The sequence below is a fragment of the Campylobacter sp. US50a genome, from assembly GCF_004379015.1.
Classification (GTDB): Bacteria; Campylobacterota; Campylobacteria; order Campylobacterales; family Campylobacteraceae; genus Campylobacter_D; species Campylobacter_D jejuni.
Window position 1 is genome coordinate 22,908 of record NZ_RYYJ01000008.1, and the last position, 24,105, is coordinate 47,012.

29 protein-coding genes and 1 pseudogene are annotated in these 24,105 nt (G+C 31.0%); 24 read left to right on the forward strand and 6 right to left on the reverse strand.

What is annotated here, in order from left to right; all coding sequences use genetic code 11:
- The first annotated feature begins 38 nt into the window (after nt 1–38).
- Nucleotides 39–461 carry a single-domain globin Cgb gene (cgb, locus tag ELQ11_RS06185; protein ID WP_002871269.1) on the forward strand — a complete coding sequence of 141 codons (423 nt, stop codon included), beginning with the start codon at nt 39–41 and terminating at the stop codon, nt 459–461.
- 19 nt (nt 462–480) lie between these two features.
- On the opposite strand, the gene ELQ11_RS06190 is transcribed toward cgb, so the two are convergent.
- The 3 genes and pseudogenes from ELQ11_RS06190 to ELQ11_RS10480 form a co-directional block, all read right to left on the reverse strand.
- The gene (locus ELQ11_RS06190) at nt 481–2,112 is read right to left on the reverse strand and encodes a multidrug ABC transporter permease/ATP-binding protein (protein WP_134225205.1); all 1,632 of its coding nucleotides are present in this window, start codon (nt 2,110–2,112) and stop codon (nt 481–483) included.
- A 102-nt stretch (nt 2,113–2,214) separates the two neighbouring features.
- Nucleotides 2,215–3,237, reverse strand: a pseudogene (locus tag ELQ11_RS06195) (MFS transporter).
- Nucleotides 3,238–3,239: 2 nt separating this feature from the next.
- The gene (locus ELQ11_RS10480; protein ID WP_347876376.1) at nt 3,240–3,455 is read right to left on the reverse strand and encodes a hypothetical protein; all 216 of its coding nucleotides are present in this window, start codon (nt 3,453–3,455) and stop codon (nt 3,240–3,242) included.
- Between the two features lie 87 nt (nt 3,456–3,542).
- On the opposite strand from ELQ11_RS10480, the gene ELQ11_RS06200 reads away from it, so the two are divergent.
- From ELQ11_RS06200 to hisIE, 17 genes are all read left to right on the forward strand, one after another.
- Nucleotides 3,543–4,340 (forward strand): MBL fold metallo-hydrolase, encoded by a 798-nt coding sequence (locus tag ELQ11_RS06200; RefSeq protein ID WP_002871271.1) that lies wholly within the window; start codon nt 3,543–3,545, stop codon nt 4,338–4,340.
- A gap of 87 nt (nt 4,341–4,427) precedes the next feature.
- The gene (gene infA / locus ELQ11_RS06205) at nt 4,428–4,646 is read left to right on the forward strand and encodes a translation initiation factor IF-1 (RefSeq protein ID WP_002781436.1); all 219 of its coding nucleotides are present in this window, start codon (nt 4,428–4,430) and stop codon (nt 4,644–4,646) included.
- A 171-nt stretch (nt 4,647–4,817) separates the two neighbouring features.
- Complete coding sequence (rpmJ, locus tag ELQ11_RS06210) at nt 4,818–4,931, forward strand: 50S ribosomal protein L36 (RefSeq protein ID WP_002781429.1); 114 nt, start codon at nt 4,818–4,820, stop codon at nt 4,929–4,931.
- Nucleotides 4,932–4,933: 2 nt separating this feature from the next.
- Entirely contained in the window at nt 4,934–5,299 is a 366-nt protein-coding gene (gene rpsM / locus ELQ11_RS06215; protein WP_002800121.1) for a 30S ribosomal protein S13, read from the forward strand.
- 9 nt (nt 5,300–5,308) lie between these two features.
- Entirely contained in the window at nt 5,309–5,701 is a 393-nt protein-coding gene (gene rpsK / locus ELQ11_RS06220; RefSeq protein WP_002779544.1) for a 30S ribosomal protein S11, read from the forward strand.
- A 27-nt stretch (nt 5,702–5,728) separates the two neighbouring features.
- A complete protein-coding gene (rpsD, locus tag ELQ11_RS06225) occupies nt 5,729–6,355 on the forward strand; it encodes a 30S ribosomal protein S4 (protein WP_002856574.1) in 627 nt (208 codons plus the stop codon).
- A gap of 12 nt (nt 6,356–6,367) precedes the next feature.
- The gene (locus ELQ11_RS06230; RefSeq protein WP_002855748.1) at nt 6,368–7,381 is read left to right on the forward strand and encodes a DNA-directed RNA polymerase subunit alpha; all 1,014 of its coding nucleotides are present in this window, start codon (nt 6,368–6,370) and stop codon (nt 7,379–7,381) included.
- A gap of 3 nt (nt 7,382–7,384) precedes the next feature.
- Nucleotides 7,385–7,738, forward strand: a complete 354-nt coding sequence (gene rplQ, locus ELQ11_RS06235) for a 50S ribosomal protein L17 (protein WP_002851332.1) — start codon at nt 7,385–7,387, stop codon at nt 7,736–7,738.
- A 172-nt stretch (nt 7,739–7,910) separates the two neighbouring features.
- On the forward strand, nt 7,911–8,810 hold the full coding sequence (hisG, locus tag ELQ11_RS06240) for an ATP phosphoribosyltransferase (RefSeq protein ID WP_052949833.1): 900 nt from the start codon (nt 7,911–7,913) through the stop codon (nt 8,808–8,810).
- A 7-nt stretch (nt 8,811–8,817) separates the two neighbouring features.
- Nucleotides 8,818–10,104 (forward strand): histidinol dehydrogenase, encoded by a 1,287-nt coding sequence (hisD, locus tag ELQ11_RS06245; RefSeq protein ID WP_002871273.1) that lies wholly within the window; start codon nt 8,818–8,820, stop codon nt 10,102–10,104.
- Nucleotides 10,101–11,159, forward strand: coding sequence for a bifunctional histidinol-phosphatase/imidazoleglycerol-phosphate dehydratase HisB (gene hisB / locus ELQ11_RS06250; RefSeq protein WP_070283780.1), 1,059 nt, complete (start codon nt 10,101–10,103; stop codon nt 11,157–11,159). The genes hisD and hisB overlap by 4 nt, the downstream gene beginning before the upstream one ends.
- Nucleotides 11,156–11,956, forward strand: coding sequence for an HpyAIV family type II restriction enzyme (locus ELQ11_RS06255; protein WP_002871275.1), 801 nt, complete (start codon nt 11,156–11,158; stop codon nt 11,954–11,956). Before hisB ends, ELQ11_RS06255 begins: the two co-directional genes overlap by 4 nt.
- 2 nt (nt 11,957–11,958) lie before the next feature.
- Entirely contained in the window at nt 11,959–13,038 is a 1,080-nt protein-coding gene (locus ELQ11_RS06260; RefSeq protein WP_052949840.1) for a site-specific DNA-methyltransferase, read from the forward strand.
- A complete protein-coding gene (gene hisH / locus ELQ11_RS06265; RefSeq protein WP_002871277.1) occupies nt 13,035–13,622 on the forward strand; it encodes an imidazole glycerol phosphate synthase subunit HisH in 588 nt (195 codons plus the stop codon). The genes ELQ11_RS06260 and hisH overlap by 4 nt, the downstream gene beginning before the upstream one ends.
- A complete protein-coding gene (gene hisA / locus ELQ11_RS06270) occupies nt 13,619–14,353 on the forward strand; it encodes a 1-(5-phosphoribosyl)-5-[(5-phosphoribosylamino)methylideneamino]imidazole-4-carboxamide isomerase (RefSeq protein ID WP_063674823.1) in 735 nt (244 codons plus the stop codon). The genes hisH and hisA overlap by 4 nt, the downstream gene beginning before the upstream one ends.
- Nucleotides 14,335–15,102 (forward strand): imidazole glycerol phosphate synthase subunit HisF, encoded by a 768-nt coding sequence (gene hisF / locus ELQ11_RS06275; protein ID WP_052858814.1) that lies wholly within the window; start codon nt 14,335–14,337, stop codon nt 15,100–15,102. Before hisA ends, hisF begins: the two co-directional genes overlap by 19 nt.
- A 1-nt stretch (nt 15,103) precedes the next feature.
- A complete protein-coding gene (gene hisIE, locus ELQ11_RS06280; RefSeq protein WP_002871280.1) occupies nt 15,104–15,727 on the forward strand; it encodes a bifunctional phosphoribosyl-AMP cyclohydrolase/phosphoribosyl-ATP diphosphatase HisIE in 624 nt (207 codons plus the stop codon).
- A 23-nt stretch (nt 15,728–15,750) separates the two neighbouring features.
- Here hisIE and ELQ11_RS06285 read toward each other — a convergent pair whose 3' ends face one another.
- Both ELQ11_RS06285 and ELQ11_RS06290 read right to left on the reverse strand, forming a co-directional pair.
- Nucleotides 15,751–16,911 carry a 2,3,4,5-tetrahydropyridine-2,6-carboxylate N-succinyltransferase gene (locus ELQ11_RS06285; protein WP_002866583.1) on the reverse strand — a complete coding sequence of 387 codons (1,161 nt, stop codon included), beginning with the start codon at nt 16,909–16,911 and terminating at the stop codon, nt 15,751–15,753.
- A gap of 25 nt (nt 16,912–16,936) precedes the next feature.
- Nucleotides 16,937–18,043, reverse strand: a complete 1,107-nt coding sequence (locus tag ELQ11_RS06290; RefSeq protein WP_002871282.1) for an Mrp/NBP35 family ATP-binding protein — start codon at nt 18,041–18,043, stop codon at nt 16,937–16,939.
- A 122-nt stretch (nt 18,044–18,165) separates the two neighbouring features.
- Between ELQ11_RS06290 and ELQ11_RS06295 the strand changes: the two genes are divergently transcribed.
- From ELQ11_RS06295 to prfA, 6 genes are all read left to right on the forward strand, one after another.
- On the forward strand, nt 18,166–19,281 hold the full coding sequence (locus ELQ11_RS06295) for a bifunctional 2-C-methyl-D-erythritol 4-phosphate cytidylyltransferase/2-C-methyl-D-erythritol 2,4-cyclodiphosphate synthase (RefSeq protein WP_134225206.1): 1,116 nt from the start codon (nt 18,166–18,168) through the stop codon (nt 19,279–19,281).
- Nucleotides 19,278–20,165 carry a response regulator gene (locus ELQ11_RS06300; RefSeq protein ID WP_002866587.1) on the forward strand — a complete coding sequence of 296 codons (888 nt, stop codon included), beginning with the start codon at nt 19,278–19,280 and terminating at the stop codon, nt 20,163–20,165. Before ELQ11_RS06295 ends, ELQ11_RS06300 begins: the two co-directional genes overlap by 4 nt.
- Entirely contained in the window at nt 20,143–21,303 is a 1,161-nt protein-coding gene (locus ELQ11_RS06305; RefSeq protein WP_134225207.1) for a sulfate adenylyltransferase, read from the forward strand. Before ELQ11_RS06300 ends, ELQ11_RS06305 begins: the two co-directional genes overlap by 23 nt.
- Nucleotides 21,304–21,307: 4 nt before the next feature.
- On the forward strand, nt 21,308–21,808 hold the full coding sequence (locus ELQ11_RS06310; protein ID WP_002862253.1) for a phosphatidylglycerophosphatase A: 501 nt from the start codon (nt 21,308–21,310) through the stop codon (nt 21,806–21,808).
- A gap of 78 nt (nt 21,809–21,886) precedes the next feature.
- The gene (gene rpsT, locus ELQ11_RS06315; RefSeq protein ID WP_002856547.1) at nt 21,887–22,150 is read left to right on the forward strand and encodes a 30S ribosomal protein S20; all 264 of its coding nucleotides are present in this window, start codon (nt 21,887–21,889) and stop codon (nt 22,148–22,150) included.
- An 18-nt stretch (nt 22,151–22,168) separates the two neighbouring features.
- Complete coding sequence (gene prfA, locus ELQ11_RS06320) at nt 22,169–23,236, forward strand: peptide chain release factor 1 (protein ID WP_126231013.1); 1,068 nt, start codon at nt 22,169–22,171, stop codon at nt 23,234–23,236.
- Nucleotides 23,237–23,249: 13 nt separating this feature from the next.
- Here the strand turns inward: prfA and ELQ11_RS06325 are convergent, their stop codons facing one another.
- On the reverse strand, nt 23,250–24,005 hold the full coding sequence (locus ELQ11_RS06325) for a HugZ family heme oxygenase (protein WP_002871287.1): 756 nt from the start codon (nt 24,003–24,005) through the stop codon (nt 23,250–23,252).
- Nucleotides 24,006–24,105 lie beyond the last annotated feature (100 nt).

Sequence of the window (24,105 nt, forward strand, 5' to 3'; positions counted from 1 at the left end):
AATATAAAATATCTCTTTTACATTAAAAAGGAGAAATTATGACAAAAGAACAAATTCAAATCATCAAAGATTGTGTACCTATTTTGCAAAAAAATGGAGAGGATTTAACCAAGGAGTTTTATAAAATAATGTTTAATGATTATCCTGAGGTAAAGCCTATGTTTAATATGGAAAAACAAATTTCAGGAGAACAGCCAAAAGCTTTAGCGATGGCGATTTTAATGGCAGCTAAAAATATAGAAAATTTAGAAAATATGAGAAGCTTTGTTGATAAAGTTGCCATAACTCACGTTAATTTAGGGGTTAAAGAAGAGCATTATCCTATAGTTGGAGCTTGCCTTTTAAAGGCTATTAAAAATCTTTTAAATCCTGATGAAGCCACTCTTAAAGCTTGGGAAGTTGCTTATGGAAAAATTGCTGAATTTTATATCGATATAGAAAAAAAGCTCTATGATAAATAATATAAGCCCATTTTGGGCTTTAATCAAATTTTTCTACTAAATTTTTAGCTAATTCCTTTATATTCTCACCCTTTAATTCGCTGATTTCACCATTTTGAGCCAAGAAAATTCTATCAGCACTATCAAAATATGCATCATCATGTGTGATAGCAAAGATTGTTTTACCTTGCTCTTTTAACAAAGGTAAAAGTTTTTTATAAAAAAATCTTCTAAAAACAGGATCTTGATCAGCCGCCCATTCATCAAGCACTAAAATATCCCTTTCTTCAAGCAAGGCTATAAGCATAGCTAAACGCTTTTTTTGCCCTGTAGAAAGTTTGGTTAAGGTCAGTTCATTATCTTTGACACTTGTTTTATCTTTAAGTTCTAAAAACTCCAACCAAAAAGCAATTTTTTCTTCGCTTGCAAAATTTTCTTTATTTAGGGTTTTAGTAAAAAGATGAAAATCGCTAAAAACAGCAGAAATAAGAGATCTATACTCATCTAAATTTTTATCATCTATAAGCGTATCATCAACATAAATTCCGCCTTTGCTTGGCTTAAAAAGTCCTGTCAAAAGCATACAAAAGGTAGATTTACCACTTCCATTTTTACCTATTAAAAATACCAATTCACCTTTTTTAAGTTCTATATTTACAGGATTTAAGTGAAAATTTTCTTCATAAGCAAATTGAGCATTTCTAAAAGAAATTTTTTTCCATTCACTAATATAATGTGTTTTTTTAAAACCTTCTATATAATCATCTAATTCCAATTTTGTGATCTTATCCAAAGCGATTTTTGCCAAAAGTAAAGTAGGAAAAGATCCTATTATAGATACTAAAGGGGTTCGTAAAAACAAAATAGAAAGAGCTATAGTTGTAGCATCTGCAACACTTGCCCATTCAAATTTTAAAGCTAAGTAAAACTCTACACCCACTAAAGCCAAAAGAGTTACATTTGTCCAGTTGTTTGAGAGATTGTTAAAAAGATTACCTAAAGTACTATTTTTCTTTTTCAATCTTGCATTATTTTCAAATTCATCTTCATAGTAAAGCTTGGCTCTATCACGATTGATCAAAAGTTCTTTATGTCCATCTAGTATATTTTGGTAATTATTTTGCAAAGCATCGTCATTTTCCCTTGCCTTTCGAAAATACTGATATACTTTCATCATCAAAAAATTATTAGTAATAAAAATAACCATAATCCATACCACACACAAAGCAAAAATTTGTGGTGAAAGATAACATAAATAAACACTAGTGCATAAAATCAATATACTTGATTGTAAAAAATCAGGCAATCTTAAAAGCCCAAAAGATATATTTCTCACATCACTTCCCAAAGAAGCTAAAATTCTAGCCTTACCTACTTTAGCCACTCTTAACAAAGGGGTGTCTAAGATCTGCTTTACTACGCGCCTTTGCATTTTAAAAATAAAATTTTGTCCAAAAATACTAAGTCCAAGTTCAACTATGGTAGAACTTATAAAAAATATCAAAAGCAAAACAATAAAATAAAAAATAGGAATGTTTTGTGCATTTTTAAGCAAATAATCATTGATAAAAACAAGAGTTAAAACTCCAACAGCACTTGTAATAAAAGAAAAAAGCAAAAAAGAAATCAACTTTAATTTATTTTGCTTAAGTAATTCGATAATAAAAGGCATTTATAAACTCCAAAATATAATTTTAATTATAACATTTTAAGAGTGATTATCAAAATTTTATTTTATCTTTTACTATAAAAACAGCACAAATAGCCAATAACGCTAAAAAATCATATATATACTCATACCGTATAAAAATGGATTTTCATTTTTACTCGCGAGTGTATTAAGCCAAAAAACGAGTTGCGGAGTAATACCGCCTGAAATTGCATAAGCAATATTATAAGAAAAAGAAATTCCTGAAAATCTTATTTTAGCTCTAAAAACTTCACTCATTAAAATAGGCGCAAACACATTAATCCCACCTAAAAAACAAACAATCGAATACAAAATACACACCAAAACCAAATTTTTAAGCTCGTATAAAGCATAAAAATATAAAAAAGAAAAAAATACAAAAGTTAAAGAAAAGAAAATGCAAATTTTAAATAAACCAAATTTATCTACAAGATAACCCATAAAAGCCCCGCCTAAAGCTATTCCCAAAATTCCTAATATCTGTAAATAACTTCCTTCAACCCCACTTAAATTTAAAATACTAGGCATAAATTTAGGCATCAATAAAACAAGCACAATAACACAACCTGTTAAAACCCAAGTCATCATCATTGATGAAAATAAATTTTTTACAATATCCTTTTCTTTAAATAAATCTTTAAGTGGAAAAGAACTAAGCGATGATTCTTTTTTCATTTGTTTAAAAACAGGAGTTTCTTGCAAAAATCTACGCAAATAAATAGAAATAATCCCAAAAAATTCCACCTACAAAAAAAGCAATACGCCATGCATAAGCAGCAATTTCTTCTATACTAAAAAAGCATTAATGATTAAAAATACTATACTTCCTAACAAAATTCCTAAAGCCATAGCTGAATTTAAACAGCTTAAAAAGAAAGCTTTTTGTTTTTCTTGACAATGTTCTCTTACAAAAACCCAAGCTCCAGGCAATTCTCCACCTATAGCTATACCTTGAAAAATTCTTACAAGTATCAATAAAACAGGAGCTAAAAACCCAAGAGTTTCATAACCTGGAATAAAAGCTAAGACAAAGGTAGGAAGAACCATTAATAAAATACTTAGCATAAACATATTTTTACGCCCAAATTTATCTCCAAAATGTGCCATAACTATACCGCTAAAGGACGTGCTAAATATCCAGCTGCAAATGCTCCATAAGTATTTAATAAAGCCCAAAATTCACTCATATCTTTAGGAAAAAATACATTGGCTATATATTCAACAAAAAAGACAAAAATAATAAAATCATAAAATTCTAAAGTTCCTCCTAGTGAAGAAAGTCCTAAGATCTTAATTTCCTTTATTCCAAATTTTGATTTTCTCATTGATTAATTACCTTAAATTTTAAAAACATTGTTTTTATTATACTATAATCATTTCCAAAATATTATCTAAAAAATTTAAGGATAAATATGTTTAATTTTATAACCACCCTTTTAAAAACCAATCTTTATTTTTTAGAAGAAAAAACCACAAGTAAAAATTCAAATCAAATCCATATAATCTCACTTAAACAATCTGATGATGAATTTTTAAATTTATTATTTTCTTTTTTAGTGCCGCAAAACGATGAAGATAAAAATTTTATAGAAAAAACTCGCACAAAAATCAAAAGAAATGAGCATAATATTGCTCTGATAAAAAATCCAAATTTTAATGCTTTAATAGACACAGGGTTTTTAGATACTATTGACACATTAAAAGAAAAATTGCATATCCACAAAACCGATTTTAAAGATATCACTCATATTATCTTAACACATGCGCATCCTGATCATATAGGAGCTTTAATGAGCGAAGAAAATCTTTTTCCAAAAGCTCAAATTTTAATCGATAAAAAAGAATATGATTTTTGGATCAAAAGCGATAGACAAGAAATTAAAAACACCTTGCTTAAACTTAAAAATATAGAATTTATTAACCACTCTAAAGATTTGATTTTTCAAAATTCAGGCATTAAAGCCATACCTGCTTATGGACATACCCCAGGACAAAATGCTATAATAATTGATGATAAAATAGTCTTTTGGGGAGATTTACTTCATCTTTATGATATACAAATCCCAAAACCTAAAATCGCTATAAAATTTGATATAGATCAAAATGAGGCTATACAAACAAGGGAAAAACTACTTAAGGAATTTAAAGAAAGAAAACTCAAAGTTATAGGGACTCATGTGCCTTTTATCGAACCTAAATTTTTAGATTAATTACTTAAAAATTACTAAAAATTAAGTAAAAATTTTAATAATTTTTGCTAAAATTATAGCCTTTTTATTTCATGAAAGGAGAAAATTTTGGCAAAAGATGATGTAATCGAAATTGATGGCACCGTACTTGAAGCATTGCCTAATGCAAATTTCAAGGTTGAACTTGACAACAAACATGTAATTTTATGTCATATTGCAGGAAAAATGCGTATGCATTATATAAGAATAATGCCAGGTGATAAAGTAAAAGTAGAACTTACACCTTATAGCCTTGATAAAGGGCGTATAACTTTTAGATATAAATAATCTAAGTTATTTAAAAGCTAATTTTAGATAAAATTAGAGTTTTTGCGACAAATTACATCGAACTATATGAAGAAGTATTTTTAAAATCCACCACTTATTTTGAAAATAGTTGGTTATTCATAAAACCTGATGTAGTCGTAAATCAAGTGGAATTCATTCAAGGAGACGCTCATGAAAGTGAGACCATCGGTTAAAAAGATGTGCGACAAGTGCAAAGTAGTTCGCCGTAAAGGCGTGGTTCGCATTATTTGCGAAAATCCAAAACATAAACAAAGACAAGGATAAACATGGCTCGTATTGCAGGTGTGGATTTACCAAAGAAAAAAAGAATTGAGTATGGACTAACCTATATTTATGGTATAGGACTTTTCACTTCAAGAAAAATTCTAGATAAAGTAGGAATTTCTTATGATAAAAGAGTTCATGAGTTAAGTGAAGATGAAGCAGCAGCTATCCGTAAAGAAATTCAAGAAAACTATATGGTTGAAGGGGATTTGAGAAAACAAGTTGCTATGGATATTAAAGCACTTATGGATCTAGGAAGCTTTAGGGGCTTAAGACACAGAAAAGGCTTACCAGTTCGCGGACAAAAAACAAAAACAAACGCAAGAACTAGAAAAGGTAAGAGAAAAACTGTTGGTGCAAAATCATAAGGATAAATCATGGCAAAAAGAAAAATCGTAAAGAAAAAAGTAGTTAAAAAAAATATAGCAAAAGGTATTGTTTATATCAGTGCGACTTTTAACAATACTATGGTTACAGTAACTGATGAAATGGGAAATGCTATCGCTTGGAGTAGTGCAGGTGGTTTAGGATTTAAAGGTTCTAAAAAATCAACTCCTTATGCAGCACAACAAGCAGTAGAAGACGCTTTAAATAAAGCAAAAGAACACGGAATTAAAGAAGTAGGCATTAAAGTACAAGGACCAGGAAGCGGTAGAGAAACTGCTGTTAAGAGTGTAGGTGCTATGGAAGGAATCAAAGTAACTTTCTTAAAAGATATCACTCCATTAGCTCACAATGGTTGCAGACCGCCTAAGCGTCGTCGTGTCTAAGATATAAGAAAAATTTAGGAGAATATTATGGCAAGATATAGAGGACCAGTAGAAAAATTAGAAAGACGCTTTGGTGTTAGCTTAGCATTAAAAGGAGAAAGAAGACTAGCTGGCAAAAGTGCACTAGATAAACGCCCTTATGCACCAGGACAACACGGAGCAAGAAAAGGTAAAATTAGTGAGTATGGACTTCAATTAAGAGAAAAACAAAAAGCTAAATTTATGTATGGAGTAAGCGAAAAGCAATTCCGTCGTTTATTTGCTGAAGCAGCAAGAAGAGAAGGAAATACAGGGGTATTACTTATCCAGCTTTTAGAACAAAGATTAGATAATGTGGTATATAGAATGGGTTTTGCTACAACACGTCGTTTTGCAAGACAACTTGTAACACATGGACATGTTTTAGTAAATGGTAAAAGAGTGGATATTCCTAGCTTTAGAGTAGAAGCAGGTGCTAAAATCGAAATCATCGAAAAAAGCAAAAACAATCCTCAAATAACAAGAGCTATCGAACTTACAGCACAAACTGGAATCGTTGCTTGGGTTGATGTTGAAAAAGATAAGAGATTTGGAATTTTCACAAGAAAACCTGAAAGAGAAGAAGTTGTCATTCCGGTTGAGGAAAGATTTATCGTTGAGCTTTACTCTAAGTAATAGGGGCTAAATATGAGAAATATTACAACATCTGCTTATACGCCAACAGAATTTACAATAGAAAACATTAGTGATACTGTGGCTAAAATCAGTGCTTGGCCTTTTGAGATCGGCTATGGAATCACCCTAGCCCATCCTTTACGCCGTTTGCTTTACACTAGCACCATAGGATATGCTCCAACTGCGATCCATATTGATGGCGTAGCTCATGAATTTGATAGCATGCGTGGTATGCTTGAAGATGTAGCACTTTTTATCATTAATCTAAAAAAACTACGCTTTAAAATTAAAGGCGAATCAAATAAAGAAATAGTAGAATTTAGCTTTAAAGGCTCAAAAGAAATTTACGGCAAAGATCTAAATAATGATCAAGTAGAAGTAGTAAATAAAGACGCCTATCTAGCAACAATCAACGAAGATGCTGAACTCAAATTCACATTGATCGTTGAAAAAGGTATTGGCTATGTACCAAGCGAAGAAATTAAAGAGCTTATAAATGATCCTAAATTTATAGCTTTAGATGCTTTCTTTACACCTGTAAGAGAAGCAACCTATGATATTGAAAAAGTTTTATTTGAAGATAATCCTGATTATGAAAAAGTGGTTTTAACCGTAACAACTGATGGACAAATCACTCCAAATGAAGCTTTTCAAAATGCTCTAGAAGCTATGTATAAACAATTATCAGTATTTGATAAAATTACCAATGTTAGAAGTGTAATTAAAAATCAAGCAACAAGCAATGAACTAGAAAATACTAAATTATTGCAAAACATTACAGATTTAAATTTAAGTGCTAGAAGTTATAATTGTCTTGAAAAAGCAGGAGTAGTTTACATAGGCGAGCTTGCTTTGATGAGTGTAAGTGAACTTGCAGGGCTTAAGAATTTAGGTAAAAAATCTCTTGATGAAATTAAAAACATCATGGAAAGCATAGGTTTTCCTGTGGGAACTTCTAAGCTTAGCGATAATAAAGAAATACTTAAAAATAAAATCGCAGAATTAAAAGCACAAAACGAAGGATAAAGAATGAGACATAAACATGGATATAGAAAACTTGGCAGAACTTCATCTCATCGTGCTGCCTTATTAAAAAATTTAACTATAGCTTTAGTAAATAGCGGAAAAATCGAAACTACTCTACCAAAAGCTAAAGAATTAAGAGGCTATGTAGAAAGATTGATTACTAGAGCAAGACTTGGAGATTTTAACGCTCATAGAGCAGTTTTTGCTTCATTACAAGATAAAAACGCTACTAATAAATTAGTAACTGAAATTGCTCCAAAATTCAAAGATCGCAATGGTGGATATACAAGAATCATCAAAACAAGAATTCGCCGTGGTGATGCTGCTGAAATGGCTTTCATCGAATTTGTAGCTTAATCAAATCCTAGCTTTTGCTAGGATTAATACTTCAATTAAATATCCTAAAAATAAAAAGTTTTAAATAATTATTTTAAATAAAATTAAATTTATTTATTTTCTAAAACCCTTGCTAAAAATTCAACTACTTATGCTAATATAAGTTTTTAATTTTTAATTTCAAGGATATGTTATGCAAGAAAACACTCGTTTACGCATTGCGATACAAAAATCAGGCAGACTTTCAAAAGAATCTATAGAACTTCTTTCAGAATGTGGTGTTAAAATACATATCCATGAACAAAGTTTGATCGCTTTTTCTACAAATTTACCCATAGATATTTTACGCGTTAGAGATGATGATATCCCTGGGCTTATTTTTGATGGTGTTGTAGATTTAGGCATTATAGGGGAAAATGTTTTAGAAGAAAATGAACTTGAACGCCAGTCTTTAGGAGAAAATCCAAGCTATAAGCTTTTAAAAAAGCTGGATTTTGGATATTGCCGTCTTTCTCTTGCCTTGCCTCAAGAAAATAAATTTCAAAATTTGAAAGATTTTGAAGGCTTAAGGATAGCTACTTCTTATCCACAACTTTTAAAGCGTTTTATGAAAGAAAATGGAATTAATTATAAAAATTGTATGCTTACAGGTTCTGTTGAAGTAGCCCCTAGGGCAAATTTAGCCGATGCGATTTGCGATCTTGTTTCAAGCGGGGCAACTTTACAAGCAAACAATCTTAAAGAAGTTAAAGTCATTTATGAATCTCGTGCTTGTTTGATTCAAAAAGAAAATGCTTTAAGTAAAGAAAAACAAGCCTTAGTGGATAAAATTATGTTGCGTGTAGCAGGAGTAATGCAAGCAAGAGAATCTAAATACATTATGCTTCATGCTCCAAAACAAAAGCTTGATAAAATTCAAGCCCTACTTCCAGGAGTTGAAAGACCAACCATCTTACCTTTAGCACACGATGAAAAAAATGTAGCTTTACATATGGTAAGTAAAGAAAATCTTTTTTGGGAAACCATGGAGGCTTTAAAAGAAGAAGGTGCGAGTTCGATTTTGGTTCTGCCTATAGAAAAAATGTTAAAGTGAGTAAAAAATGCAAATTTTAGTATATGATAATTTAGATGAAAAACAAAAAGAAGAAGCATTAAAACGCCCTGCTATAAGTGCGAAAGATGAAATTTCAAAAATAGTAAGTTCTATCATTAAAGAAGTGCAAGAAAAAGGCGATGAAGCTTTGATAGAACAAGCTTTAAAATTTGATAAGGCTGAAATTTCTAATATTAAAATCACTCAAGAAGAAATTACTCAAGCAAGTAATCGTTTGGATAAAGATTTACAAGACGCTATTTTAGTAGCTTATGAAAATATCAAAAAATTCCACGAAGCCCAAATCCCACATGAAATCGCTCTTGAAACTACAAAAGGCGTTAAATGTGAGGTTTTAACACGCCCTATAGAAAAAGTAGGACTTTACATACCAGGGGGTTTAGCACCTTTGTTTTCAACGGTTTTAATGTTAGCTATCCCTGCAAAAATTGCAAGTTGTGAAAAAATCGTTTTAGCAAGTCCTGCAAAAATCAATGATGCCGTGCTTTTTTGTGCCAAGCTTTGTGGCGTGGATGAAATTTATCAAATGGGCGGTGCAGGAGCTATAGCAGCTTTGGCCTACGGTACGCAAAGTGTTTTAAAGGTGGATAAAATTTTTGGCCCAGGAAATGCCTTTGTAACCGAAGCAAAACGCCAAGTAAGTAGCGATATAAACGGAGCGACTATTGATATGCAAGCAGGACCTAGTGAAGTTTTAGTAATAGCTGATGATTTGGCTAATGAAAAATTTGTAGCTAGTGATTTGCTTTCACAAGCTGAACATGGTGCAGATTCTCAAGTGATTTTGGTGTGTTTAAGTCAAAATTTTGCTAAAAAAACAAGCGATGAAGTCCAAAGTCAATTAGAACTTTTGCCTCGCAAAGAGCTTGCAAGCAAAAGCATTGCTAATTCACGCATTATCATAGCTAAAGATTTAAATCAAGCCTTAGAAATTTCAAATCTTTACGCTCCTGAACATTTGATCATACAAACTCAAAATCCACGAGAACTTTTAAAAGGTGTGAAACACGCAGGATCGGTATTTTTAGGAGCTTATTCTCCAGAGTCTATGGGTGATTATGCAAGTGGGACTAATCATGTTTTACCTACTTATGGACTTACTAAAACGCATTCTAGTTTAGGTTTGGCAGATTTTAGTAAAAGAATGACCGTTCAAGAGCTAAGCAAAGAAGGCTTTCTAGCTTTAGGTAAAAGTGTTGAAATTTTAGCACAAAATGAGCATTTAGATGCACACAAAAATGCAGTAACTTTTCGTTTAGAGAGCTTAAAATGAGTCAAAAAATCCTTTTTATAGATAGAGATGGCACTTTAATAGAGGAGCCAAAAAGCGATTTTCAAATCGATACTCTTGAAAAATTGCGTTTTGAAAAAGATGCTATTCCTACTCTTTTAAAACTAAAAAATTTTGGATTTAAATTTGTCATGGTAAGCAATCAAGATGGTCTTGGAACGCCAAGTTTTCCAAAGGAAAATTTTGAAATCGCTCATGAAAAAATGCTTGATATTTTAAAAAGTTGTGGTATAGAATTTCAAGATATTTTTATTTGTCCGCATTTTGAAAATGAAAATTGTGCTTGTAGAAAACCTAAAACCGCTATGTTAGAAGAATATATCAAACACGAACTTTATAACAAGGAGCAAAGTTTTGTTATAGGAGATCGTGAGAGTGATATGATCTTAGCTTCAAATTTAAGTGTGCGTGGTTTAAGATACGGCGAACTTTCTTGGAAAGAAATAGAAAATGAAATTTTAAGTTCTTTTAGAAGTGCGAGTTATCAAAGAACTACTAAAGAAACAGATATAAAAGTAAAAGTGTGCTTAAATGGGGGCAAGGTTAGCATTAAAACAGGTATTGATTTTTTTGATCACATGTTAGAGCAAATCGCTGTACATGGAGGTATAGGGCTTGAAATTTCTTGCAAAGGGGATTTAGAAATCGATGAGCATCATAGCGTTGAAGATGTAGCCTTAGCACTTGGAGCTTGTATCAAAAAAGCTTTAGGGGATAAAATCGGCATTGCAAGATATGGTTTTGCTTTACCTATGGATGAGTGTTTGGCAAGTTGTGCGATGGATTTTTGCAATCGTCCTCATTTAGTCTATAAAGCCAAATTTAAAAAATCTCATTTAGGAGCTTTAAGCACAGAAATGATCGAACACTTTTTTTATTCTTTAAGCTATGCTATGGGTGTGAGTTTGCATTTAAAAGTTAAAGGTAAAAACGATCACCATAAAGCCGAAGGGCTTTTTAAAGCCTTTGCAAAAGCTTTGAAAATGGCAGTAAAAATAGAAAGTGAAAATTTAGCCAGCTCTAAAGGAGTGATATGACTTATCAAAATTTTAAAAATAAACTTGATGCAAAAATTTTTGGTGAAGATTTAAATTATGAAATTCTACTTACAGTACTAAATAACCCTAAACGCTATATAGGATTATTTAGGATTACAAATGCTAAAACAAAACTGATACAAAATATAACTCAAAGTTGTGAAATTAAATTTGGTGATTTTATTGAAGAGATTTTAAGTGAATATATTATTGAAATGGGATATAAAGCATTAGATAAAAATATAGGATTTGATGAAGAAAATAATAAACTTAATGCCGATCAAGTTTTCAATGATGAATATAATATTTACCTTATTGAACAAAAAATTAGAGATGATCATGATAGTACAAAAAAACGAGGACAATATGCAAATTTAATTAAAAAAATCAAAGCTTTAAAACAAAAATTCTCAAATTATCGCATTATTGCTTGTATGTGGTTTAGTGATGATAGTTTGAAGAAAAATAAAAAATTTTATGAAGAACAAATTAACAACAATACAGATGAAAAAGTTGACATTTTTATTTTCTATGGAAAAGAATTGTTTGAAAATCTTTTTCAAAGAATAGATATTTACAATGAACTTATTTCACATCTTAAGAAAAACAAACAAGAAAGAAGTAAGGATATTTTAAATGTTCCAGATTTTGATATAAGTGAAGAAATAAAAAATGCACTTTTAAAAACTAAGAAAAATTATCCAAAATTAATACAAAAGCTACTTTCCAACAAAGAAGAATTTGTAGAACTTAGAAAAGAACTTTTTCCAACAGGTAAAAACTTAAAAGGTTTATAATAATGCAAAAGGATATTATTTTTCAAGGTAATTGTTTAGAAATTTTAAAAACCATTCCGGATAAAAGCATTGATTTGATTTTTGCAGATCCACCTTATTTTATGCAAACACAAGGTGAACTTTTAAGAACCAATGGTAAAGTTTTTAGTGGTGTAAATGATGATTGGGATAAATTTGAATCTTTAAAAGCCTATGATGATTTTTGTAAAATTTGGCTTAGCGAATGTAGACGAATTTTAAAAGACGATGCAAGTATTTGGGTTATAGGATCTTTTCAAAATATTTTTAGACTAGGATATATAATGCAAGATTTGGGCTTTTGGATTCTAAATGATATTATTTGGAACAAACCAAATCCTGTTCCAAATTTTAAAGGGACAAGATTTTGCAATTCCCATGAAACTCTTATTTGGTGTTCTAAACATAAAAATTCAAAATATACTTTTAATTATAAAACTATGAAATTTTTAAATAACAATAAACAAGAAAAGTCAGTTTGGAATATAGGAATCTGTATAGGGAATGAAAGATTAAAAGGAATAGATGGTAAAAAAATTCACTCTACTCAAAAACCTGAAATTTTGCTTGAAAAAATAATCTTATCGAGTACAAAAAAAGGGGATTTAATTTTAGATCCTTTTTTTGGCACTGGAACTACAGGAGCTATTGCTAAAAAATTAGGGAGATATTATATAGGTATAGAGCAAGAGAAATTTTATGTTAAAATAGCAGAATCTCGAATTAAACAAATAAATATAATTGACAATGAAATTACTAGAAACGAACTCGAAACAAAACCCCCAAAAGTAAGTTTAGAAGAGCTTTTGAATGCTGGATTTTTAAGTGAAAATGAAAAATTCTATGATAAAAATAAAAATTATATTTGTTATTTAGTCAATGGTAATAAAGTAAGCGATGAGAACGAAATTTTAAGCATACATAAAATGGCAGCAAAATATTTAAACAAAGAAAATCATAATGGCTGGAGTTATTTTTATATTTTTAAGAATGAAAATTTTATAAGTATCGATTCTTTAAGATATGAGTATAAAAATTTTATAAATCCTGAAGGAGTGATATGAAAATCATCATCATTGATACAGCCTGTGCGAATTTAGCATCTTTGAAATTTTGTCTGGATAGATTAGGTTTTAATGCAACTATCAGTAGGGATTTAAAAGAGCTTGAAAGTGCGGATAAGCTTTTTTTACCTGGAGTGGGTACCGCAAAAGAAGCGATGAAAAATTTAGAACAATTTAATCTTATTGATTTTCTTAAAAATACCAAAAAACCTTTGCTTGGTATTTGTTTAGGTATGCAAATTTTAGGAAATTTTTCTGAAGAATTAAATCAAGAAACCTTAAAACTTATAGATTTTACAACTCAAAAATTTAAAGCTAAAGAAGGCTTGACTTTTCCACATATGGGATGGAATCAAGTTCGTAGCTCTCATGCTTTGTTTAAAGGTTTAGAAGGGGCTTATTTTTATTTTGTGCATAGTTATTGTGTAGGACTTGGGGAATACACTATAGCAGATTGCGAGTATTCGCAAAAATTTAGCGCAAGCGTAATGAAAGATAATTTTTACGGGGTGCAATTTCACCCTGAAAGAAGCAGTGAAGCGGGAGAAATTTTAATTTCAAATTTTATTAAGGATATAGGATGACTCAAATCATACCCGCACTCGATCTTATAGATGGCGAAGTGGTGCGTCTTGTAAAAGGGGATTACGAACAAAAAAAAGTATATAAATACAATCCCTTAAAGAAATTCAAAGAATACGAAAAAGCAGGAGCGAAAGAACTTCATCTTGTAGATCTTACAGGTGCAAAAGATCCTAGCAAAAGACAACTTGCTTTGATAGAAAAATTAGCTAAAGAAGTCAGTGTCAATTTACAAGTAGGCGGAGGCATACGCTCTAAAGAAGAAGTTAAAGCTTTGCTTGATTGTGGAGTAAAAAGAGTAGTTATAGGATCTATGGCGATTAAAGATGCGACTTTATGTCTTGAAATTTTAAAAGAATTTGGTAGCGAAGCTATAGTTTTAGCCTTAGATACGATTTTGAAAGAGGATTATGTTGTGGCTGTAAATGCTTGGCAAGAAGCAAGCGATAAAAAGCTTATGGAAGTTTTAGATTTTTATAGCAATAAAGGCTTAAAACACATACTTTGCACAGATATTTCAAAAGATGGCACCATGCAAGGAGTAAATGTAAGACTTTACAAACTTATCCATGAAATTTTTCCTCATATTTGCATTCAGGCAAGTGGTGGAGTAGCGAGCTTAAAAGACCTTGAAAACTTAAAAGGAATTTGTAGTGGGGTTATCGTAGGAAAAGCTTTATTAGACGGAGTTTTTAGCGTAGAAGAAGGGATAAGATGCTTACAAAACGCATAATTGCATGTTTAGATGTCAAAGATGGCAGAGTAGTAAAAGGAACACAATTTAAAAACCATAAAGATATGGGAGATATCATAGAGCTTGCTAGGTATTATTCTCAAAATGGTATTGATGAGCTTGTTTTTTATGATATTGCTGCAAGTGCTAGAAAAGAACGCATATCAAGAGAATGGGTAAGTGAAGTAGCAAAAAATATCAACATTCCTTTTTGTGTTGCAGGGGGTATTAAAAGCGAAGAAGATGCAGCTGAACTTTTAGCTAATGGGGCAGATAAAATTTCTATCAATTCTCCTGCTTTAAATGATCCAAGCCTAATCACACGCCTTGCTAAAAGCTTTGGCGTGCAATGCGTAGTAGTAGGGATTGATAGCTTCAAAGATAAAAATGGAAATTTAAAAGTATTTCAATACACAGGCGATGAAAAAATAAGCAAGCATAGTGGAAAAAGCACTTTAGAATGGGTTAAAGAAGTGCAAGATCTAGGTGCAGGCGAAATTGTTTTAAATATGATGAATCAAGATGGTGTTAAAAATGGCTATGATTTAGAACAATTAGAAGCTGTATATAAAATTTGTAAAGTACCTTTGATCGCAAGCGGGGGAGCGGGAAAAATGGAGCATTTTTTAGAAGCTTTTAAACTAGGTATAGATGGGGCTTTAGCTGCTTCTGTTTTTCATCAAAAACTTATAGACATTAAAGAATTAAAAATTTATCTTAAAAATCAAGGCTTAAGTATAAGGATATAATATGCAAAATTTCAAAGAACTTAATGAAAAAATCGCTTGGCAAAAAGTGGATCATCTTTTACCTGTCATCGTCCAAGATGCAAAAACTTGCGAAGTTTTAATGCTAGGCTTTATGAATAATGAAGCCTTAGAAAAAAGCTTAGAAAGTGGCAAAGTAGTCTTTTTTTCACGCAAAAAACAGCGTCTTTGGATGAAGGGTGAAGAAAGTGGAAATTTCTTAAATATCATAGATTTAAGCTTAGATTGTGATAATGACACGCTTTTAATTTTAGCAAATCCTGTAGGGCCTACTTGTCATACGGGCAATATTTCTTGTTTTGAAAAAATTTCTAAAAATGCAGATTTTGTTTTTCTAGCCAGACTTCAAAAGCTTATTAATGCACGAAAAAATGCCGATGAAAATACTTCTTATACAGCAAAACTTTTCAAAAGTGGTACAAAACGCATCGCACAAAAAGTTGGTGAAGAAGGCGTAGAAACAGCTTTAGCAGCGACAGTAAAAGATAAAGAAGAGCTTATTTGTGAAGCAGCGGATTTAATGTATCATTTAAGTGTTTTACTTGCAGATGCAAATCTTAGTTTCTCAGATGTGATTTCAAAGTTGAAAGAAAGACATAAAGCTTAAAGCTTTATGTAAATAAATTTGTATCAATGCAAGGCTTCATTAAGTTTGACTGCTTTTTTATTTAAAGCTACTATCATAGCACCACTTATAGAATCTTGACGGAAATGTAGCCCATTTAAACCTTTAAGCTCTAAGCCTTTGTAAATTTCTTTATCAAAATTAAAATAAGGATTAAGTTTAGCAAGTTCCTCAGCATCTTTGAGTAAAAATTTCGTTCCTTCTAGCACCGCAATACCTGCATCAACTATACAATTATCCCCTAAAGGAATTCCTGTCACTGAATTAGCCCCTAAAAGACAAGCCTTACCTACGCTTATAGCATTGCCACTTGTTCCACTTAAAACACCTAAAATCGAAGCTCCACCACCCACATCAGAACCTTCTCCTACTATAGCACTTGAGCTAATACGCCCTTCAACCATACAAGCTCCTGTTGTACCTGCATTAAAATTCACATAACTTGCCCCTGGCATGATGGTTGTTCCTGCTGCTAAAGATGCACCCATTCTTACTTTGGAACTTTCTAAAATTCTTGTATTATCTTCAGGGATAATATGCGCTAAAAATCTTGGAAATTTATCAACAAAATCGATTTTTGGATATTGATTGCTCATTTTTAAACGCATTTCATTTGCTCTTAAATACTCAAGCTCGATAGGTTTATCATCGCTCCAAGCTACATTGCTTAAAAGTCCAAAAGCTCCATTTAGATTAATACTTCTTAAAGGCACTTTTTTAGTAGAAAGCAAATAAAGTTTTAGATAAACACTTTCTACACTTAAAGGTTCTTTATCCTCAAAAAGACAAACAAAAGCAAATTCATCGTCTTTAAATTTATCTTTGATAATCTTTAATAAATCGATATTTTGATGCCCCTCTTCTTCTAAAAAAGGTTTAAAACAAGAAAGTGCAAAATCAATATCTTCTAATTTCAAAGTTTGTACAAACTCACTCGCATTAAAATCAATCTCCACACCCCTTTGCATAAAAGCTTCAAGCATGATTGCCGCTGAGCCAAAATTTTGCTCGTAATTAATCAAAGCAAAACTTGCTTGCAAGATTTTATTTTTATTTAGCTGTCCTCTATCAAGCCTTGCTATACCAAAAGCTTTAGGTTTTTTATAGCCACTTTTTTGCTCGATTTGTTTGATTAAAAGTAAAAAATCTTCTTTAGTATTAATCATTTTCTTTTCCTTATCCACTTAATTTTTAATGCGAACACGCACTTTTTCCATTCATCACAGGTTGTATAGCAGAATTATCCGCACCACCTTCATTGTTAATCTTTTCTATAAAGCTCCAAATTTTTTCAGCCGCCATTAAATAACGCTTTGAACTCACACTTTCAGGGTGATAAAAACTCACAGGCTTGCCTTCATCTCCACCTTCTCTTACTATCATTTCTATAGGAATTTGTGCTAAAACTTCACTTTTATAAGCTTTTGCCATATCCTCAGCTGTTCCTTTGCCAAAAATATCATACTCTTTACCATTATCAGGACATAAAAATCCACTCATATTTTCAATCACACCCGCTATAGGAATGTGAAGTTTATTAAACATATCTAAAGCTCTTTTACTATCGTCTAAAGATACGGTTTGAGGCGTACTTACACAAACTCCTGCAGTAATAGGAATACTTTGTGCAGAAGTAATTTGCGCATCGCCTGTTCCTGGAGGCATATCCAAAAACAATACATCAAGCTCAGGCCAAATTACATCAGCTAAAAGTTGCTCAATTGCTTTCATAATCATAGCTCCACGCCACATAAGCCCTTGACCCTCTTCGATCAAAACCCCCATACTCATCATATAAACACCATGAGTTAAAATAGGCTTTAATCTCTGCCCTACTACTTCAGGCTGAGTTTTGGTTTCACCTAGCATTCTTGGAATATTTGGCCCATAAATATCTGCATCTAAAATCCCCACTCTTTTTCCCATTTTAGCCATGGAAATTGCTAAATTTACTGTAGTTGTAGATTTACCCACACCACCTTTTCCACTTGAAACCATGATGAAATTTTTTACTTGTGGAGCGATATTTTTTCCACTTCTTGAATTACTTTTTTCTTCAGGAATTTTTGGAGTGATGATATTAAGTTCGATATTTTTTAAAGCCAAACTCGATAAAGCTTCAGTAACATTTTTACGAATTTCATTAGCTACTTCAGGATTTGCTGAAACGATTTCTATATCAATAAATACACCATCATCTTGAATTTTAATATCTTTTACAAAATTAAAACTCACTATATCCTTTTCAAAGCCAGGATATTTTACAGTTTTTAATTTCTCTAAAATTTGTTCTTTCATATTTTTTCCTTGTCTTTTAAAAAAATCAATTTTACTAATAAAATGATAAAATTTAGCTTTTTATAAGTGTATAATATGGTAACATTATAAAAACCAACAATATTAAAAAGAGGAATGAAAAAATGAGTGAAATGAGCCTCATTATGTTAGCAGCTGGAAATTCTACTCGTTTTGACACAAAGGTAAAAAAACAATTTTTACGACTTGGAAATGACCCTCTTTGGCTTTATGCAACAAAAAATTTAAGCTCTTTTTATCCTTTTAAAAAAATAGTTGTTACTTCTAGTAATATCGCTTATATGAAAAAATTTACTAAAAACTATGAATTCATAGAAGGTGGTGATACCAGAGCAGAATCCTTAAAAAAAGCCTTAGAGCTCATAGATAGCGAATTTGTTATGGTAAGTGATGTAGCAAGGGTATTGGTGAGTAAAAATTTGTTTGATCGTTTGATTGAAAATTTAGATAAAGCAGATTGTATTACCCCTGCTTTAAAAGTTGCAGATACAACACTTTTTGACAATGAAGCCTTGCAAAGAGAAAAAATCAAACTCATTCAAACCCCGCAAATTTCTAAAACCAAATTGCTTAAAAAAGCCTTGGATCAAAACCTAGAATTTACAGATGATAGCACAGCTATAGCTGCAATGGGTGGAAAAATTTGGTTTGTTGAAGGTGAAGAAAATGCAAGAAAACTAACCTTTAAAGAAGATCTTAAAAAGCTTGATTTGCCTACACCTAGCTTTGAAATTTTTACTGGCAATGGTTTTGATGTGCATGAATTTGGAGAGAATCGCCCTTTGCTTTTAGCAGGAGTGCAAATTCATCCTACTATGGGGCTTAAAGCACACAGCGATGGAGATGTTTTAGCTCACTCTTTAACCGATGCGATTTTAGGTGCTGCAGGACTTGGAGATATAGGAGAGCTTTATCCTGATACTGATATGAAATTTAAAAATGCCAACTCCATGGAGCTTTTAAAACAGGCTTATGATAAAGTCAGAGAAATAGGTTTTGAACTCATTAATATAGACATTTGCATCATGGCACAAAGCCCTAAACTTAAAGACTTTAAACAAGCTATGCAAAGCAATATAGCTCATACTTTAGACTTGGATGAATTTAGAATCAATGTTAAAGCCACAACAACGGAAAAATTGGGTTTTATTGGAAGAAAAGAAGGTATGGCAGTGCTTAGTAGTGTAAATTTAAAATATTTTGATTGGACAAGATTATGAAAGTTTTAATTATTGAAAATGAAATTTATCTAGCGCAAAGCATTAGCATTAAACTAAGTGATGCTGGATATAGCTGTGAAATTATCAACTCGTTTGATGAATACAATGGTGAAAAATACTATGATATTGTACTGCTTTCTACAAATACTAATAATTTTCTAAAAGCCGTAGGTCAGTTTAAACATAGTATTATTATTTTGCTTATTTCTTATATAAGTACAGATACAGTTTCAAATCCTTTGAAATTAGGTGCTAGTGATTACATTCAAAAACCCTTTATGATAGAAGAGCTGATTAGAAAAATAAAGCATTATCAAGATTTTAGAAAACTTTCAATCCTTAATAAAGCTTATCAAAGCTACATCAAATCAAGATTAGAAACAATCAAAATTCCAGAGTATAATTATAAAAAATTAAAACTTCCATTGATATTAAAATCCAACAAGCAAAGCAGTGCTGATGCTTTTGTTTTTAATTATGCAAATGAATGTGACATTACTCTTTCTTTTATTGATTTAACATCTACAAATTCAGTTGAAAAAGTTATGAAACTTCCCACAGAAAACAATCTCTTATTTTTGAGTAATTTTCAAGCATTAAAAGCAACAGAAAAGGAAAAACTCCTAGATTTTATACAAAACAAAAATGTTATTTTGCATACCAATTCAAATACAGATGATTTAAAAATAAACTGCATTAATTTAAATGATAATGAAAAAAATATCGATAGCAATGAAATTTTAACCATAGATGAGTATGTAAAATATGTTATTATAAATTACCAAAATATATTTCCTGATACTGATCTTTCAAAAAAATTAGGCATTTCACGTAAATCTTTATGGGAAAAAAGGAAGAAATATGAAATCAGCAAGAAAAAATAAAAACATTATCATAGATCAAAATGAATTTGGCATCTTATCACTTATTAAAGAAGGTTTGCTAGGCACTTGCACTCATTTAATGAATGAAAAAGAAGTCAATGAAATCATTAAATCAAGAAAATTTAAAGGAGAAAGCTTTCCCTATCCCTTAAGCTTTGCACCAAAAAATGCCGAAGAAGCACTAAATGATATAAAATCTGGCGATAGAATCGATCTAATACTAGATGAAAAAGTAGTAGGACATATAGATTTTAAAAGTCAATTTAAAAATAATAAAAATTTTTCTGATATTTTCAGTCCTAACACTTGCTCTTTAGAAGACATGGGAACAACTTGCATAAGTGGAAAAATAGAAATTTATAATTCTCAAATTAAAAAAATAAAAGAAAATTTTCAACAAATCAAAAACAATCTTAATGCACAAAAAATTACCGCTATAGTTTCAAGTTTTGATCCTTTGCATCGTGCCCATGAAAGAATGTTTCGTTGGACTATTGATAAAGCAGATTTAGTTGTAGTTTTTCTTGTAGAATCTTTTGATGCAAATGGGTTTGAATTCGAACTTAAAGAAGCTTATTTGAAAAAATTTATTCAAAACTATCTTCCACCGGATAGAATTTTCATTTTTCCATTAAAAAATATTAATATTTTTCACGCCCATTTAAATCCTGGCTTAGAAAGCATTATCGCAAAAAGTCTAGGTTGTACCAAACTAGTAGTAGGACAAAATCATACAGGACTTGGAATGTTTTATGATGATAATCAACCAAAAACCATACTTGATGATTTTTCCAAGGATTATGGCATAGAAGTGATTGTTTTACCTGAATTTGTATTTTGCGATCAATGTCGCATGATTGTTAGCACAAGATCTTGCCCTCATGGTTGTCATCACCATTTGCACTATAATTCTCAGTCTTTAAAAGATTTGTTAAGAGCGGGTATCATTCCTCCAGCAATTTTCATGCGCAAGGAAGTATCTAGTGTTATCTTAACTTCTCTTTTTCCAAATAGATTAAAAAATATGCAAAAAATTTATAATGAGCTTTTTCCAACTGATGGAATTTTAGAATACAAAAATGATGAAGAATTTTATCAAAAACTTTTAGAAATTCATCAAATGTCTTATATGGTGTAACAAAATGCAAAAATTATTTTTAACTTTTTTTTATTCAGGTTCTATAAAAAAGGCAAGTGGGACTTTTGGTACTATCGCTGCTTTAATACCTGCTTTTTTTATACTTAAATATCTTGGGATTAATACTTTGTTTTTACTAAGCATTTTAATTTTTGTTGCAAGTATTCGTGTTATAGATGATTATGAAAAAAAAACAGGAATTCACGATGACAAACACATAGTTATCGATGAAGTTGCTGGGGTTTTTCTTGCTTGTGCTATTGCAGCAAGTGTTGAAAACTCGATAGTCAATTTTGTTTTGGCTTTTGTTTTATTTAGACTCTTTGACATTACAAAACCTTCTATTATTGGCAAGATAGATAAAAAAGTCAAAGGCGGACTAGGTGTAATGCTTGATGATATGCTAGCAGGATTGTTTGCTGGACTTTTAAGTGCGGTAATTTATGGATTTTTACTTAAATTTAATTTAGTTTTTTGGGATATAAATTTAAAAGATTTATTTTGAAATTTTGCTTAAATTAATTAAATTTTAAATTTTATTCTTATATAATTTAGTCTTTAATTTCAAAAAAGGAAAATATAAATGGCAAACCATAAATCTGCTGAAAAAAGAGCAAGACAAACTATTAAAAAAACAGAAAGAAATAGATTCTATAGAACAAGACTTAAAAATATAACTAAAGCCGTAAGAGAAGCTGCAGCAAATGGAGATAAAAATGCTGCTAATGAAGCTTTAAAAGTAGCTAATAAAAGCATTCATGCTATGGTAAGTCGCGGTTTCATTAAAAAACAAACTGCTTCTCGCCGTGTAAGCCGCTTAGCCCTTTTAGTAAATAAAATCGCATAATTTTCTATATAGTTTTTAATGTTAGCTAGTAAACTAGATCCTTTTTTAAAACGCTTTGAAGAGTTAAATTCTCTTCTTAGCAGTTCTGATATACTCAACGATATCAGTAAAATGACTACACTCTCTAAAGAACAAAAAAATTTAGAACCTATCGTTTTAAAAGCTAAAGAGTATTTAAAAACTTTAGACAATATAGAAGAAAATAAAGCTTTGCTAAACGATCCAGAACTTGGGGAACTTGCAAAAGAAGAACTAAAAACTTTAGAAGAATTAAAACCGAAACTTGAAGAAGAGATTAAAATTTTACTTCTTCCTAAGGATCCCAATGATGAAAGAAATATTTTTCTTGAAATTCGTGCAGGCACAGGTGGAGATGAGGCATCTTTATTTGTAGGAGATCTTGTAAAAGCTTATGCAAGATATGCTGAAAATCGCGGCTATAAACTTGAGATTGTAAGCTCTAGCGAAGGAAGTGTAGGTGGATTTAAAGAAATCATCATGCTTGTTAAAGGAACAGGAGCTTATTCAAGACTTAAATATGAAGGTGGAACGCACCGTGTTCAAAGAGTTCCTCAAACAGAATCCCAAGGACGCGTGCATACTTCTGCTATCACCGTGGCAGTAATGCCAGAAGTTGATGATATAGAAATCGAAATCAATCCAAACGATCTTAAAGTTGATGTTATGCGATCTTCAGGACATGGTGGACAAAGTGTAAATACTACTGATTCGGCTGTTCGTATCACTCATGTCCCTACAGGTATAGTTGTAGTCAATCAAGATGGAAAAAGCCAACACAAAAATAAAGAAAGTGCGATGAAAGTCCTAAAAGCAAGGCTTTATGAAATGCAAGAGAGTGAAAGACTAGCAAAAGAAAGTGAAGCAAGAAAATCACAAGTAGGAAGCGGAGATAGAAGCGAACGCATTCGCACTTACAATTTTCCACAAAATCGTATCAGCGATCATAGAATAAATCTTACTTTATATCGCTTAGATGCCATTATGCAAGATGGGCTTTTTGATGAAATCATAGAACCTTTAATCACTCATCATCAAGCCCAAGCTTTACAAGAACAAAATTTATAAGATTTTATATAAATTAATGCTTATGTGGGAATTTATGTGGATTTCCACTAGCACCTACATGTGAAACATTTCCATTTTCTATATCATAAGCTTGACCAAAACCTTTTACAAAGCGTCCTTTTTTAAATTCAAGCTTTACTAGATGAAAATCAAGCATCTTGCGTATAGTTTTAATGCCTCCTTCTCCTCCGGTTTGTTTTTCAAACTCATCATAAATTTGATCAAATCTTTCACCTCTCTCTAAAAAGCTTGCATTTACTCTATAGCGCAATCTTTTGCGAAGTATAACAGAAGCAGCTTTACTCTCATCCTCTAAAAACATTATTTCTATATTGTTTGGATTTACTTTGATGTTGTTAAAATGTTCACTTACTTCACTTATATAAATATAATTTCCCCATTGTGTGCTTACAAAAGGTGCATACGAGCAAACAACTTCTCCATTTGCATTTAAAGTTGCCAAAGCTACAGAATTAAAACTTAGCATAAATTCATTTAATTCTTTTTCTACGCTACTAAAATTTTGCTCGCTCTTTGCACTCATGCAAAGGGATATTATAGTATCTTTAATCGTGTTTTCATCGGCTTTTTTAGGAAATTCCACTCGTAAATTTTCTTTATCATTGTAAACAAGATCTAAGCCATTAAAATCAACACTTTTTAGAAAAACATCTTGCACTTGCTCAATACCACCAAATTTTTTACAAAGATCAACTAAATTTGATTTATGATGATCATTCATATGAGAAATAATGCTTTCAAAATTCATTTTTATCCTTTCTTGATTTTAAAATAAAATATTAAAAAAAATGGTATCAATTATCAAATTAAAAATAACTTAAAATATAAAAATTATCTATTTTAACAAA